Below are 14,661 nucleotides of genomic sequence, written 5' to 3'. Positions count from 1 at the left end.
GGGGGTCTGCACCTCTTTGGTGCTCAGGGCGTCAAAGAGGTGCAGAAGCGAGAAAAGAACGGGTCAGCATGAACAAAAAAGGTGCAACTCAGGCGGATGCGCCGGCCGCCAGCTGCTCGCCAGCCTGCTGCAGCTGATACATCTGCCAGTAGCGCCCCTGCTGCGCCAGTAGCTCTGTATGCGTACCGCGCTCGGCAATATGGCCGCGATGTAACACCAGGATTTGTTCCGCCTCCATAATTGTCGAGAGCCGGTGCGCAATGACCACCAGCGTGCTGTGCTGGCGCAAAGTGCGCAGCGCCTGCTGAATCGCCTGCTCGGTGCCGGAATCGATGTTCGCGGTAGCTTCATCGAGGATCAGGATCTGCGGCGGCGCGACCAGCACGCGAGCCAGCGCCAGCAGCTGTTTCTGCCCGACCGAAAGCGTATTGCCCTGCTCTCCCAGTCGCGTATGGATACCGTCCGGTAGCGCGCGGGCCAGCGTAGCGAGCTGCACGCTCTCCAGCGCCTGCCACACCCGCTCTTCAGGGATCGCCCGCCCCAGCTGTACGTTAGCCAGCAGCGTATCGGCCAGCACCACCGGATCCTGCTGCACCATGGCAATGCCGGTGCGCAGCGCATCGTGCGAGAGCGAAGAGACCGGACGCCCGTCCAGCACAATCGATCCGTGCTTTACCGGATAGTAACCCATCAGCAGGTTTGCCAGCGTGCTCTTGCCGCTGCCGGTATGCCCGACCAGCGCAACGAAGCCCCGTGACGGCACGGTAAAGGAGATATTGCTCAGCACGTCGCGATCGTCGCGATAGGCGAAACTGACGTCGTGCAGCGCAATTTCTCCGGAACGCAGCGGAGCACTTTCGCTGCCATACCCCTGCTGATGCGCATCAACCAGTTCAAAGATGCGCTCACCCGATACCACCGCCTGCTGCAGCATCGACTGCTGCGTCGTCAGTTCGATCAGCGGCTCATTCAGCCGGCCCAGGTAGGTGATAAAGGCATAAAGCACGCCGACTTCAAATGCGCCGGGTGAAGCAAAACTGAATAGCAGTAACAGGCCGCACAAAATCAGTGCAGAAAAGAGGCTAAGCAGCGGACGCAGCAGAAATCCGTCCAGCCGCAGCGTCTGCATGCGCGCCATATAATGGGCGCGACTCGCTTCGCTCATGCGGGCCCCAAAACGCGCCTGCTGCCGGAACTGCTGGATCACGCTCATGCCGTTGATCACTTCGTTAAAGCCGTTGTTGATATCCGCCAGATAACTGCGAACCCGGCGGGCAATCGGGGTACTGTAACGCTGATAAATCAGCATCACGGTCAGCACCAGCGGGAAAATAACCAGCGCCACCAGCGCCATACGCCAGTCGAGCGAAAACATGGCGACTAGCATCGCGCCAATCAGCGCGGCGCTGCGCAGCACGGTGGCGACTACGGTGACATAGAGATCTTTAATAACCTCGGTGTCATTGGTGACGCGCGAAATAATCTGCCCCACCGGCTGGGTGTCGAACGCGCTCAGCGGCTGGCGCAGCGCCGCGTTCATGACATCAACGCGCAGCTGCTGCACCACTCCGATTGCCGCACGGTTAAACAGCAGCGCCTGAAAATAGTGCAGCGCCGCCGCCATGAGCTGCAGCAGAATAAAACTCACCAGTAATCCCGCCACGATGCCCCACGGCATCTGATGTCTGGCGATCAGGCGATCGATAAAATAGCTGACCAGCACCGGGCCGGTCACCTCGGCCGCCGCCGCCAGCCAGAGCATACCGGTTGCCAGCCACAGCGAGCGGCGCCAGGGTTTTCCGTATGCCAGCAGCCGTTTCAGCGTCGGCCACAGCCGCTGCGACTTAGCCATGCTGCGCTCCTGTTGCGGTTTCATCTTTGTTTTCACTCTCATCATCCAGCGCCGCTTCCAGCTGCTGATAGCGGTACATATCGCGGTACCAGCCCGGCTGCGCCGCCAGCTGGTCATGATCGCCTCGCTGCGCAACGCGCCCCTGCTGCAGCACCAGAATTTCACTCGCTTCCGTTAATGCCGAGAGACGGTGCGCGCTGATAATCAGCGTACGGTTCTCTCCCCAGATGCGCAGGTTATGCAGGATGTCATGTTCAGTACGTCCATCTACCGCAGAGAGCGCATCATCCAGAATCAGGATCTCCGCCTCCAGCAGCAGCGCACGGGCAATCGCGATACGCTGCTTCTGTCCGCCCGAAAGCATGACCCCACGCTCTCCGACCTCTGTCTCATAGCCCTGCGGCAGGCGCAGAATATCCTCATGCACGCAGGCCATTCTTGCCGCCTGCTCAATCTGCTGCTGCGTGGCGTCGGGACGACCCAGCGCCAGATTGTTTGCCACGCTGTCAGAAAACAGAAACGGCGTCTGGCTCACTACCGCCAGGCGGCTGCGCCAGCTGTCCAGCTGCAGCTGCGCCAGCGGCAGATCGCCGTAGCGGATCTCTCCCCGATCGATATCGAAGTGGCGCTGGATGAGGCTGAGCAGCGTGCTTTTACCGCAGCCGGTCGGGCCACATAATCCCAGCATCTGCCCTGGCTGCAGCTTCGCATGGATATCCTGCAGTACGGCATTTTCTGTCCCCGGGTAGTGAAAGGCGTCAATGGCGAGCTGCAGCACAGCCGGCTCAGGCGGTAACGTCAGGGTGCCGTCAGCCACTGCCGGCGCTTCAGCCAGCAGCGCGCGAATACGGCTCCAGGCCGCACTGCCGCGCTCCACGATGTTGATCATCCACGCCAGCGCCAGCATCGGCCAGATCATCAGCCCCAGATACATCACAAAGCTGGTGAGCTGACCCAGCGTCAGGATACCGTGCCATACCATCCAGCCGCCGCCTGCGATCGCCAGCAGGTTGGAGAAGCCAACGGCGACGTAAATAATGGGATCAAATCGCGCATCCACCCGCGCAACATGCAGATTTTTACGCCCGGTATCGCTGGCGATGTCAGCAAACTGCTGCGACTGGTGATCTTCCAGTCCAAATGCTTTGATCATACGGATGCTGGTCAGGCTCTCCTGCGTCTGATCGTTAAGGCTGGAGAACGCCGCCTGCGCAACTTTAAAACGCTGATGCAGCCGGGAACCATCCCGCTGGATCGCCAGCGCCATAAAGGGCATCGGGATCAGCGCCAGCAGCGTCAGCTGCCAGCTTATCTGCGTACTCATGACCGCCAGCACTACCAGCCCCATGACCAGGGAGTCCACCAGCGTCAGCACTCCCTCTCCCGCTGCAAACACAACGCGGTCGACATCATTCGTTGCGCGCGCGATGAGATCGCCGGTGCGATGGCGCAGATAGAACGCAGGATGCTGCCGGCTTAGCTGACGATAAAAGTCCTCGCGCAGCTCTACCGCCAGCTGATACGAGGCGCCAAACAGCAGCACGCGCCAGACATAGCGCAGCAGATAAACGATAACGGCGGTCAGCAACATAACGCCGATCCACATCATAATCTGCCCGGCAGAGAGCCGCTGCTGCGTGACGCCATCGACAATTACGCCGACCAGATGCGGCGGGATCAGCTGCAGTAAAGCGATGATAATAAGCAGGCAGACAGCACCGGCATAGCGGCGCCACTCACGCAGGAAATACCAACTAAGCTGGCTGAATAATCGCACAATCTCTCTCTTTATTTACGCTTCAGGGCACAACGGGCAGCGCGGTTGAATATTTAATCTCTTCCATCGCAAAGCTGGAGGTGACATCTATCAGGCCCGGCACGCCATTCACCAGCCGCTTATAAAACGCGTCGTAGCTCTTCATATCCGCAACCTGTATTCGCAGCAGATAGTCATACTCACCGGCCATACGGTAGAACGCCATGACTTCCGGCATTGGCTCAACCACGGCGACAAACTGTCTGAACCATTCGCTGCTGTGCTGCTGCGTTTTGATCAGCATAAACGCGGTCAGTGACAGACCGAGTTTTTCACCATCCAGCAGCGCTACGCGCGCCCGGATGATACCGTCATCTTCAAGTTTTTTCAGGCGCTTCCAGCAGGGCGTGGTGGTCAGATTGACCGCCTCTGCCAGCGCCTGCAGCGATAGCGTGCAATCCTTCTGCAAAAGGGCGAGCAGCTTACGGTCAACTTTATCTATCATCACGCCTCACCGGAGAATATTTTTCTCTGAAAAGCCGATTATACCCTGGTTTTAGCAACCTCTTTTTCCTGCCCGTGCCGTACACTGGCGGCAATGAAAACCGGAGAGAATCGCCATGCAAACCCCCTGGATCCGCCACGCCATTAATGAGATCAACGCTGATATCCAGCGCTCGGCTGACACACACCTGATCCGCTTTACGCTGGACGATTTCCCGGGCATCTTTTTCTATCTCAAAGATGAGAGCACGCACCCCAGCGGCAGCCTGAAACATCGCCTTGCGCGTTCGCTGTTTCTGTATGGACTGGCTAATGGCTGGATCGGTGAAAAAACCCCGATTATTGAAGCGTCATCCGGCAGTACTGCCGTATCGGAAGCCTACTTTGCCCGGCTGCTCGGCCTGCCGTTTATCGCGGTTATGCCGGTCAGTACCGCAAAGCGCAAAATTGAGATGATCCGTTTTTATGGCGGAGAGTGCCATTTTGTGGCTGATCCGTGCCAGCTCTACGCGGAGTCTGAGCGGCTGGCGCGTGAACTCAACGGCCACTTTATGGATCAGTTTACCTATGCCGAGCGCGCGACGGACTGGCGCGGCAATAATAATATTGCTGAAAGTATTTTCCGGCAGATGGCGCATGAGCCGTTTCCGGTGCCGCATACGCTGATCATGAGCGCCGGCACCGGCGGCACTTCCGCCACGCTGGGCCGCTATATTCGCTATCAGGGCTACTCCACCCGCCTGCTGGTTACTGACCCGCAGCATTCGGTATTTTTTGACTACTGGCACAGCCGGGACAGCAGTTTGCGCAATGCACGCGGCAGCCTGATTGAAGGAATCGGCCGCCCGCGCGTCGAACCCTCTTTTCTGCCCGACGTGATTGATGAGATGATCAAAGTCCCCGATGGCGCCACGCTGGCGGCTATGCTGCGGCTGGAACAGATCCTCGGGCGGCGCCCCGGCGCTTCAACCGGCACCAACTTCTGGGGCATGATGCAGGTGGCGAAACGCATGCGCGCCAGCGGTGAACGGGGCGCGCTGGTTACGCTGCTCTGCGACAGCGGCGAACGCTATCCTGACACCTATTACAACCCGGCGTGGGTTGCGGCGCAGATTGGCGATATTCAGCCCTGGCTGCAGGCGCTGCAATAAAAAAACCGGACATCCGGTCCGGCTCACGGCAAGACTCAGCCCTTGGGGGAGTAATCAAGGTGAGGCGTGGTCAGCCAGTGATTTAAATAGTGAGACACCGCCTGTGTCTCGCAATGGCCGATAACCGGCAAATGCGGCAGCGCGGCTTTAAGCTGATGCATCGCGTTGCCCATAACAAAGCCTTTACCTACCTGCTCCAGCATCTCGCGATCGTTCATCGCATCGCCAAAGGCCATACACTCCGCCAGCGGCAGATCAAGATGTTCGCACAGTCGCGCCAGCGCCGCGCCTTTATGGCAACCTGTCGGCAGAACCTCAAGACAGTCCCAGGCGGAAAAACAGATAGTGGCACGCGCGCCCAGCGCCTGCTGCAGCTCTTCCTGCAGCGCCAGCAGCATCTCGTGGGGTGCGATAAAACAGATTTTGGTGATGTTATTTCCTGACATCTGCTGCAGATCGCACAGCTGATAGCTAAACCCGCTCAGCGAGTGCGCCTCCAGCGCGCCAGGCAGCGGCTTATCAGTAAACCAGCCCTCGTCGGTAAACAGGTGAATGGCGGCTGGCGTTTCCCAGCGGGTTCGCATGACCTGCTCTGCGACGTCCGCCGGCAGATCGCAGCCATACAGCTGGTTGCTCTGCGGGTCGTGAATACGCGTGCCGTTCCCGGTTATCAGCCAGGCAGGCAGCGTGATCTGTGTACGGATCACCTGCATATCCAGCAGATGGCGGCCGGTGGCAAAAGCCAGAATCACATTGCGCTGCTGCAGCGCATGCAGGGTTTCCAGCGTCTCTTTACCTAACTGATGCGTGGGCAGCAGCAGCGTGCCGTCCATATCAAATGCTGCAAGACGAGCCATGCCTGTTCTCCTGTCGGGGGATGCTTTTACTATCGCCTGGTAATTACGGAACGAATAGTGAATACTTTTTGAAAACTGTTCCGGGTTTAACTATGCGTGAACTTCATCGTGTCAGCCAGTTTCAGCGGCTGTGGCACGCCAGCCAGGGAGAGACGCAGCGACTAAGCATTGCCATGCTGGCTCAGCGCTGTTTCTGCAGCGAACGTCATGCGCGTACTCTGCTGAAAAAATGGCAGCAGGCGGGCTGGATCCGCTGGAGCAGCCAGCCGGGGCGCGGTAAGCAGGGTGAACTGCAGTTTCTGATCGCACCGGAGACGCTGCGCCAGCAGCTGCTTAACCGCCAGCTGCTGGCGGGCGAACCGATCCAGATGCTGCAGACGCTTGATCTGCCGCCGGAACGCCTGCTGCAGCTGCTGCAGCCACTGATGGGCGGGCACTGGCAGGATCGTATGCCGGTGCTGCGCATTCCTTATTATCGTACCCTCGCGTTCCCGGCCCCCCTGCAGCCTCTCGGCCGCGCTGAGCAGCATCTGGCCCGGCAGATTTTCTCTGGCCTGACGCGCGTAGAAAACAACCGCGTCAGCGGCGATCTGGCGCACCACTGGCAGCACGACAGCAGCGGACTGAACTGGAGCTTCTGGCTGCGTCCGCAGCTCAGCTGGCATAACGGCGAGCCGCTGTATGCCGCGCAGCTGGCAGCGGTCCTGCAGCAGATTATCCGCAGCCCCGACGGCCGCGCGCTGCTTGCCAGCGTGGCGCAGATTGACGCGCCGCATCCGCTCACGCTGCGTATCCGGCTGCATCGGCCCGACTACTGGCTGCCGCAGCGGCTGGCTCATCAATTTTGTCTGCTGCCGCACCCCGACAGCCCGCAAACCGGCAGCGGTCCCTGGCAGCTGGTGCAGTTTACCACGACCCTGCTGCGGCTGGAGAGCTATGCGCGCTGGCATCTGCAGCGCGCGCTGATCCAGCGTATTGAATACTGGATCACGCCTGCCCTGTTTATGCCGGAACAGGGCAACAGCTGCCGGCGTCCGGTCCAGATTGCGATTGGCAATGCTGACGAACTGCAGCAGCTGCGGCCGGTAGACCGCAGTATCAGCCGCGGCTTCTGCTATCTGGCGACCCGCCCCTCGCTGCGTTTCAGTACGGCTCAGGCCCAAACGCTGATTGCGCTGATCCAGCGCAGCGATGTGATCCGCCAGCTGCCGCTGGCAGAAGGATTGATTACGCCGAGTCACTCGCTGCTGCCCGGCTGGCCGGTTCCGCAGACCGGGGCGGACCCCGTTGCCCTGCCCGCCCGACTGACCCTGCATTACCATCTGCCGGTTGAACTGCACGTGATGGCGGAGGCGCTGGTCACGCTGCTGGCTTCACACGGCTGTGAGCTGAGCTGCGTCTTTCATGAGGTAAAAAGCTGGGGCCACGCGCAGGATCTCACCGCAGCGGATATTATTATGGGCGACCGGCTGATCGGTGACGCGCCGCAGTTTACCCTGCTGAACTGGCTGGAGCAGGACAGATTGTGGCAGCCGCTGCGCGACAGCTTTCGTCAGTCGCTTCAGCAGATCGCCCGTGAGCCAGACGACAGCGTACGCTCGTCCGCCGTTCAGCAACTTTTCCATACGCTGATGAGCGAAGGTTATCTGCTGCCGCTGTTCAACTACCGTTATCAGGTACTGGCGCCAGCGGGCGTTGAACGTGTGCGGCTGACTTCACTGGGCTGGTTTGACTTTACCCGGGCGTGGATCCCGCCGCCAGCCGTCAGTCCTGTTCACTCCGGCGCTGACGCAGTACCATAAGAGACCACACCAGGAGAGATAAGTTAATGAAACGCGCCGTTGTCGTTTTTAGTGGTGGACAAGACTCCACCACCTGCCTGATTCAGGCTCTGCAGCACTATGATGAAGTTCACTGCGTCACCTTCGATTATGGCCAGCGCCACCGCGAAGAGATCGAAGTGGCGGCGGAGCTGGCACATAAACTGGGCGCGCGCGCGCATAAAGTACTGGATGTCACCCTGCTTAACGAACTGGCGATAAGCAGCCTGACGCGCGATAACATTCCGGTACCGGCCTATGAGGCTGATGCCAGCGGATTACCCAGCACCTTTGTCCCGGGCCGTAATATTCTGTTTCTGACGCTCGCTTCTGTCTACGCGTATCAGGTAGAAGCTGAAGCTGTTATTACCGGCGTCTGCGAGACCGACTTCTCCGGCTATCCCGACTGCCGCGATGAGTTTGTTAAAGCGTTAAATCACGCGGTCAGCCTTGGCATGGCTCGCGAGATACGTTTTGAGACGCCGCTGATGTGGCTGAATAAAGCAGAGACCTGGGCGCTTGCTGATTACTGGCAGCAGCTGCCGCTGGTGCGGACAGAGACGCTGACCTGCTATAACGGCATTAAAGGAGATGGCTGCGGAACCTGCGCCGCCTGTCATTTACGTGCCCGCGGGCTGGCGGAGTATCAGGACAATGCCGCCGCGATAATGACGGCAATGAAGCAAAAAAGCGGCCTGCGCTGAGTCAGCATGTCGCTGGCGTGGCGTCAGCAGTGACGCCACGGTTTAACGTCCGGCCATGAGAGTGGCCAGGCGTTCGCGCAGTTCTCCCTCCAGCGGCACCGCTTTTTGCGTCCGTAAATCGATACAGACAAACGTCAGCAGAGCGTCAGCCACCAGAGTGCGATCTTCTGCAAGCAGCACACGCTGTGCGATGATCCCGCTGCGACCGCTGAGCTGTGACACGTCACTTTCAATGACCAGACGGTCGCCCAGAACCGCAGGCCGGCGATAGTTGATGTTGATGTTTACTACCACGAACGCCAGTTTTTGCGCCATCAGCCAGTTAAAGGCGTCCGCTTCTTCCAGCCACTGCCAGCGCGCCTCCTCCAGAAATTCGAGATAGCGCGCATTATTAACGTGCTGATAGACATCCAGATGATAGCCGCGCACTTTGATTGTGGTTTGCATCAACGCTCCTGAACAGGCTGAAATTGCTAACTGGTTGGACCTGTTGAGCATAGCACAGCCTGTTGCCGGTCTTCACAGATTCTTCAGCGTCGCGAAGTGCTTCACAGTTTGAGCCGATCGCTGTTGCGTTCGACCAGCGCGTTGCCGATACCCGGCACCTCTTTGAGCTGATCCAGCGCGGTGAAGCGCCCATACTCTTCGCGATAGCTGACGATCGCCTGCGCTTTTTTCAATCCGATGCCATTCATGGCGCTCGCCAGCTGCTCCGCGGTAGCGTCGTTGATGCTGACCGCTCCGGCCGTCAGCGATGCGGGCGGCTTCGCCTGTGCTTCCGCGGGCTCTCCCGCCGCATGCGCAAGAGTGCTGCTGCAGAGTGCGCCGCCCAGCGCCAGTGTCAGACAAAATGCGTGAAAAGTAGATTTGTTCATGCTGTTTTTCTCCTTGTGTTTGACAGCATCAGCAGCGTGTCACAGCAGAGGATGTCCGGCAAAAGGCGAAGCGCAGAGATGGAAAAGGCCGCAGAAGCGGCCTTTGATTGTTGCAGAAAATTACCTTTTTTTGTGAGGCTTACTGGGCTTGTGCCGCTGCCCCATATTTGATCTTCGCCTCTTTGCGCAGGTTTTCAAGCAGCGCTTCAAATGCGATCTGCGCATTGTTCTGCGTCACGCCTTTGATCATCTCATCGACCTGGTTCTGCGGCAGGCTGCCGGCAGAGACTTTATCCAGCGCGACCAGTACGACGTTGCCCTGCATATCTTCGCTTACGCCCCAGGAAGGTTTATTCGCTGCCGGCTGCGGAAGTGAAAATGCGGTCTGGGCGACCGGATCCTGTGCGTTACGATCAACCACTTTGCTGCTGCTCAGCGTCAGTCCTGCCGCGCTCAGCGCCTCACTCTTGCCCGCTTTCAGATCGGCCAGCAGTTTATCTGCCTGCGCTTTAGCCTGCTGCGTCGCCTTATCGTGTTTGATGCGGTCGGTCACCTGTACCTTCACCTGGTCAAGCGGTTTTACCGCTTCCGGTTTGTGTTCGCTGATGCGCAGCACAAACGCGCGATCGCCATCCACGCTGATAATATCGGAATTGTTGCCCGGCGCGCCGTTCTGCCCAATTAAGCCGCCGCTGAAGACCGCCTGTTTAACCGCGTCAAAGTCGAGGTCGGCAGGCATATCATCACGGGTAAACCAGCCTGTTTCACTGACTTTAAGACCCGATGCCTGGGCTGCACCCGCCAGCGATTCATTGTCATTGCTGGCGGCTTCACTGACTTTCTGCTGCAGCTTATAGAAGGCGTCGAGCGCTTTCTCCTGCTTAACTTTATCTGCAATAACGTCATGCACCTGCGCCAGCGGCTTCACCTGCTCCGGCTGGATATCATCCAGACGTACCACCAGGAAACCGACTGAGGACTTGATCACGTCTGAAAGCTGGCCTTTCTGCGTCAGGCCGGCATTTTTCAGCTCATCCGGCGTGGTTGCAGGCTCCAGCCAGCCCATATCACCGCCTTTACGCGCGGAGATAGGATCGGCAGATTTGCTTTTCGCCAGGCTGGCAAAGTCCCCGCCCTGCTTCAGCGCATCCAGTACCGATCGGGCTTCCGCCTCAGTTTTGGTCTGAATGATGCTGTAACGGCTGCGCTGGGGCTGTGAATAGTCCGCTTTATGTTGATCGTACCAGCTCTGAATGTCCGCTTCGCTGACCGGCTGCTGCATCGCTGCTGCATCCATTTTGATGTAGCTGACGCGGAACTGCTCCGGGGCCATAAAGCTGTTCTGATGCTGCTGATAATACTGCGCGATCTCATCGTCATTAACCGTCTGCTTCGCTGCCAGCGCATCCACGTTAATCACCGCCTGACGAATTTCCCGCTGCTGCGAGACTAAATCGGTCAGCTTTGTGGTTTCATCTTTCAGCATAAAATCAGTGTTAGCGATGGCGTTGATCAGCTGCTGATTAAGCAACTGCTTGCGCAGCGCTTCTGCATATTGATCGGCTGAGAAGCCCATGCTGGTGATCAGACCGTTATATTTGGCATTATCAAATTTGCCGTTGGTCTGAAACGCTTTCTGGTTGAAAATGGCCTGCTTTACCTGCTCATCACTGATGCCGAGATGCAGCTCGCTGATGTACTGATCCAGCAGCGCCTGATCCACCAGCTGTGACAGCGCCTGCTGGCGCATCTGCTGGATATACCCATCATTGCTAGCCAGCTGCGAGAACTGATCGCCCAGCATCTGCTGCTGACGATTGCGCTCGCTGTTAAACGCCTGCTCCAGCTCAGCCCGGCTGATTTCGTGGCCGTTAACTTTCGCAGCGTAATCGCCATTGCCACCTATCAGGTAGTTGCCCACCCCGGTAAGCACAAAGGACAGGATAATCAATCCCAGAATAACCTTGAGCACGACATGATTCGACGCCGCGCGTAAATTGTCCATCATGGTATGACAACACTCCGCTGTAGTGTGAATGTAAAGCTCAGACACGATGCCATCATCGTGCAGCTGCAGTTCAGGCTGGCAGCTGGCAACCATGCGGAGACTGAAGCCACTGGCTTAAGCTGCGCATCAAATAAAAAAGGGCACATCAGTAATGATGTGCCCGTATGTTACATGAGAACGGCTTTTTCGTCCTCAATCCAGAGAAGAAAATGCTTCACTGGTTAATCCTGACTGGCTTAATTAACGGCGTCTTTCAGCGCCTTACCGGCGCGGAATCCCGGTACTTTGCCAGCCGGGATGGTGATCTCTTTACCGGTCTGCGGATTACGGCCGGCACGCTCAGCGCGCTCGCGCACAGAGAAAGTACCGAAACCCACCAGGGCTACTTCGTCGCCCTCTTTCAGTGCGCCAGAAACAGATTCGGTAAAGGCCTCCAGTACACGTCCGGCTGCTGCTTTTGAAATGTCCGCTTCTGCAGCGATTTTGTCGATCAACTGTGACTTATTCACTCTCTTCATCCCCTCTTTTATTATTCACTTTGCCCCGTCTCTTTACGCCGGAGCAAACGCGCAGCCAGTTATAACAAGCCTGTGGTGCTGAAACAACGGTATTCATCTTAATCGCCGATCCAGCAGCCCTCTAACTTAACAGGCAAAAAAAAGCTGGCAAGCCTGATTTGGCCTGCCAGCTTCGTTTTTTAGCCGCGTTTGCTGCTCAGCGCTATTTTGCCGTCACAACCTGCATACCGGATGGCGCATTTTCCAGGGCCAGATTCAGCACCTCTTCAATGCGTTTAACCGGATGAATGCTGAGATCGGCAATCACGTTTGCCGGGATCTCTTCCAGATCGCGCTTGTTTTCATCCGGGATTAGTACAGTTTTAATCCCGCCACGGTGTGCTGCCAGCAGTTTCTCTTTCAGACCACCGATAGGCAGTACCTGACCGCGCAGCGTGATCTCACCGGTCATCGCCACATCGGAACGGACCGGGTTACCGGTCAGACAGGAGACCAGCGCCGTACACATCGCAATACCGGCACTCGGACCATCCTTCGGCGTAGCCCCTTCCGGCACGTGCACGTGGATATCGCGCTTCTCGTAGAAGTCGCCGTTAATACCCAGTTTTTCTGCCCGGGCGCGAACCACGGTTAATGCAGCCTGAATCGACTCCTGCATAACCTCGCCGAGAGAACCGGTATAGGTCAGCTTGCCTTTACCTGGCACACATGCGGTTTCGATGGTCAGCAGATCGCCGCCCACTTCTGTCCACGCCAGGCCGGTCACCTGTCCTACGCGGTTTTCGCTGTCAGCGCGACCGTAATCAAAACGCTGTACGCCAAGGAAATCTTTCAGGTTGTCGCCATTAATTGTGATGCTCTTCTGAGTTTTATCCATCAGCAGCGCTTTGACCGCTTTACGGCATAACTTAGAGAGCTCACGTTCCAGGCTACGCACGCCTGCTTCACGCGTGTAATAGCGGATGATGCCGATGATTGCGCTATCGTCAACGCTGATCTCTTTCTCTTTCAGCGCATTGCGCTCAATCTGTTTTGGCAGCAGATGCTGCTTCGCAATATTGAGTTTTTCATCTTCGGTATAGCCCGACAGGCGGATCACTTCCATACGATCCAGCAGCGGTGCCGGAATATTCATAGAGTTGGAGGTCGCGACAAACATCACGTCAGACAGATCGTAGTCGACTTCCAGGTAGTGATCGTTAAACGCGATGTTCTGTTCCGGATCCAGCACTTCCAGCAGTGCCGAAGCGGGATCGCCGCGCATATCAGACGACATTTTATCAATCTCATCCAGCAGGAACAGCGGGTTTTTCACACCCACTTTCGCCATTTTCTGGATCAGTTTGCCCGGCATTGAACCGATATAGGTGCGACGATGTCCGCGAATTTCTGCTTCATCGCGCACGCCGCCCAGCGCCATACGCACATATTTACGTCCGGTCGCTTTCGCAATCGACTGTCCCAGAGAGGTTTTACCCACACCCGGCGGGCCAACCAGACAGAGGATTGGGCCTTTGATTTTGCTGACGCGACTCTGCACCGCAAGATACTCAAGGATGCGATCTTTGACGCGCTCAAGACCAAAGTGATCGGTATCAAGCGTCTCCTGCGCTTTGCGCAGATCTTTCTTCACCTTACTGCGCGCGTTCCATGGAACCTGCACCATCCAGTCGATATAGCCGCGTACCACCGTCGCTTCCGCCGACATCGGCGACATCATCTTCAGCTTCTGCAGCTCAGCTTCCGCTTTTTCACGCGCTTCAGCCGGCATTTTAGCCGCGTCGATTTTACGCTTCAGCGCTTCATACTCGTCTGGCGCATCATCCATCTCGCCCAGCTCTTTCTGAATCGCCTTCATCTGTTCGTTCAGATAATATTCGCGCTGGCTTTTTTCCATCTGCTTTTTGACGCGATTGCGAATACGTTTTTCAACCTGCAGCAGGTCGATTTCCGATTCCATCATCGCCATCAGATATTCCAGACGCTCGTTAACGTCGGACATCTCCAGCACGGACTGTTTATCCGCCAGCTTAAGAGGCATATGCGCCGCCACGGTATCGGCCAGGCGCGCCGCATCATCAATGCTGTTCAGCGACGTCAGCACTTCAGGCGGGATCTTTTTGTTCAGCTTGATATAGCCTTCAAACTGATTAATCGCGGTGCGCACCAGCACTTCCTGCTCGCGCTCTTCAATTTCTGGCGAAGTCAGATATTCAGCCTGAGCGACAAAGTGATCGCCATTGTCAGATAGCGTGGTAATGCGGGCACGCTGCAGGCCCTCCACCAGCACCTTAACTGTGCCATCAGGCAGCTTCAGCATCTGCAGTACGGACGCCACTGTCCCTACGGCAAAGAGATCGTTAATTCCAGGTTCATCCGTTGAAGCCTCTTTCTGGGCAACCAGCATGATCTTCTTGTCATGATCCATTGCTGCTTCCAGGCAACGAATCGATTTTTCCCGACCAACAAACAACGGAATTACCATGTGCGGATAAACCACCACGTCGCGCAGCGGCAACACAGGGATTTCAATGCGTTCAGAACGCTCAGGATTCATAGAGCTCTCTCTTAGTTTAATGTCCGCCAGGTGATGGGTACCGCGTAATACAGGCTGTA

At 57.3% G+C, this 14,661-nt stretch carries 12 protein-coding genes; 3 read left to right on the top strand and 9 right to left on the bottom strand.

Annotated elements, in window-relative coordinates; translation table 11 throughout:
* Positions 1–88: 88 nt before the first annotated feature.
* From LAC65_RS03885 to LAC65_RS03875, 3 genes are read right to left on the bottom strand one after another with little or no spacing between them, the layout of a single operon-like run.
* On the bottom strand, positions 89–1,852 hold the full coding sequence (locus LAC65_RS03885) for a SmdB family multidrug efflux ABC transporter permease/ATP-binding protein (protein ID WP_039382998.1): 1,764 nt from the start codon (positions 1,850–1,852) through the stop codon (positions 89–91).
* Positions 1,845–3,629, bottom strand: a complete 1,785-nt coding sequence (locus tag LAC65_RS03880) for a SmdA family multidrug ABC transporter permease/ATP-binding protein (RefSeq protein ID WP_039382997.1) — start codon at positions 3,627–3,629, stop codon at positions 1,845–1,847. The genes LAC65_RS03885 and LAC65_RS03880 overlap by 8 nt, the downstream gene beginning before the upstream one ends.
* 22 nt (positions 3,630–3,651) lie before the next feature.
* Positions 3,652–4,113, bottom strand: coding sequence for an Lrp/AsnC family transcriptional regulator (locus LAC65_RS03875; RefSeq protein ID WP_039382996.1), 462 nt, complete (start codon positions 4,111–4,113; stop codon positions 3,652–3,654).
* Between the two features lie 115 nt (positions 4,114–4,228).
* Here LAC65_RS03875 and LAC65_RS03870 point away from each other — a divergent pair, with 115 nt between their 5' ends.
* Entirely contained in the window at positions 4,229–5,263 is a 1,035-nt protein-coding gene (locus LAC65_RS03870) for a PLP-dependent cysteine synthase family protein (RefSeq protein WP_039382995.1), read from the top strand.
* Between the two features lie 35 nt (positions 5,264–5,298).
* On the opposite strand, the gene cof is transcribed toward LAC65_RS03870, so the two are convergent.
* Positions 5,299–6,120, bottom strand: a complete 822-nt coding sequence (gene cof / locus LAC65_RS03865) for an HMP-PP phosphatase (RefSeq protein ID WP_039382994.1) — start codon at positions 6,118–6,120, stop codon at positions 5,299–5,301.
* 92 nt (positions 6,121–6,212) lie between these two features.
* Here cof and LAC65_RS03860 point away from each other — a divergent pair, with 92 nt between their 5' ends.
* Both LAC65_RS03860 and queC read left to right on the top strand, forming a co-directional pair.
* Entirely contained in the window at positions 6,213–7,922 is a 1,710-nt protein-coding gene (locus tag LAC65_RS03860; RefSeq protein ID WP_224144832.1) for an SgrR family transcriptional regulator, read from the top strand.
* Between the two features lie 26 nt (positions 7,923–7,948).
* A complete protein-coding gene (gene queC / locus LAC65_RS03855; protein WP_039382992.1) occupies positions 7,949–8,644 on the top strand; it encodes a 7-cyano-7-deazaguanine synthase QueC in 696 nt (231 codons plus the stop codon).
* Between the two features lie 42 nt (positions 8,645–8,686).
* Here queC and LAC65_RS03850 read toward each other — a convergent pair whose 3' ends face one another.
* The 5 genes from LAC65_RS03850 to lon all read right to left on the bottom strand — a co-directional run bounded on the left by LAC65_RS03850 (position 8,687) and on the right by lon (position 14,602).
* Positions 8,687–9,091, bottom strand: coding sequence for an acyl-CoA thioesterase (locus tag LAC65_RS03850; protein WP_039382991.1), 405 nt, complete (start codon positions 9,089–9,091; stop codon positions 8,687–8,689).
* A gap of 101 nt (positions 9,092–9,192) precedes the next feature.
* Entirely contained in the window at positions 9,193–9,519 is a 327-nt protein-coding gene (locus LAC65_RS03845) for a helix-hairpin-helix domain-containing protein (protein ID WP_039382990.1), read from the bottom strand.
* 139 nt (positions 9,520–9,658) lie between these two features.
* Complete coding sequence (gene ppiD / locus LAC65_RS03840) at positions 9,659–11,527, bottom strand: peptidylprolyl isomerase (protein ID WP_039385739.1); 1,869 nt, start codon at positions 11,525–11,527, stop codon at positions 9,659–9,661.
* 236 nt (positions 11,528–11,763) lie between these two features.
* Positions 11,764–12,036, bottom strand: coding sequence for a nucleoid-associated protein HU-beta (gene hupB, locus LAC65_RS03835; RefSeq protein ID WP_039382989.1), 273 nt, complete (start codon positions 12,034–12,036; stop codon positions 11,764–11,766).
* A gap of 211 nt (positions 12,037–12,247) precedes the next feature.
* Complete coding sequence (lon, locus tag LAC65_RS03830; RefSeq protein ID WP_039382988.1) at positions 12,248–14,602, bottom strand: endopeptidase La; 2,355 nt, start codon at positions 14,600–14,602, stop codon at positions 12,248–12,250.
* Positions 14,603–14,661: the final 59 nt, after the last annotated feature.

The organism is Pantoea eucrina (assembly GCF_020079945.1).
Taxonomy (GTDB): Bacteria; Pseudomonadota; Gammaproteobacteria; order Enterobacterales; family Enterobacteriaceae; genus Pantoea; species Pantoea eucrina.
The sequence above is the reverse complement of the archived record's forward strand: the minus strand, read 5'-3'. Positions and strand labels throughout refer to the sequence as shown.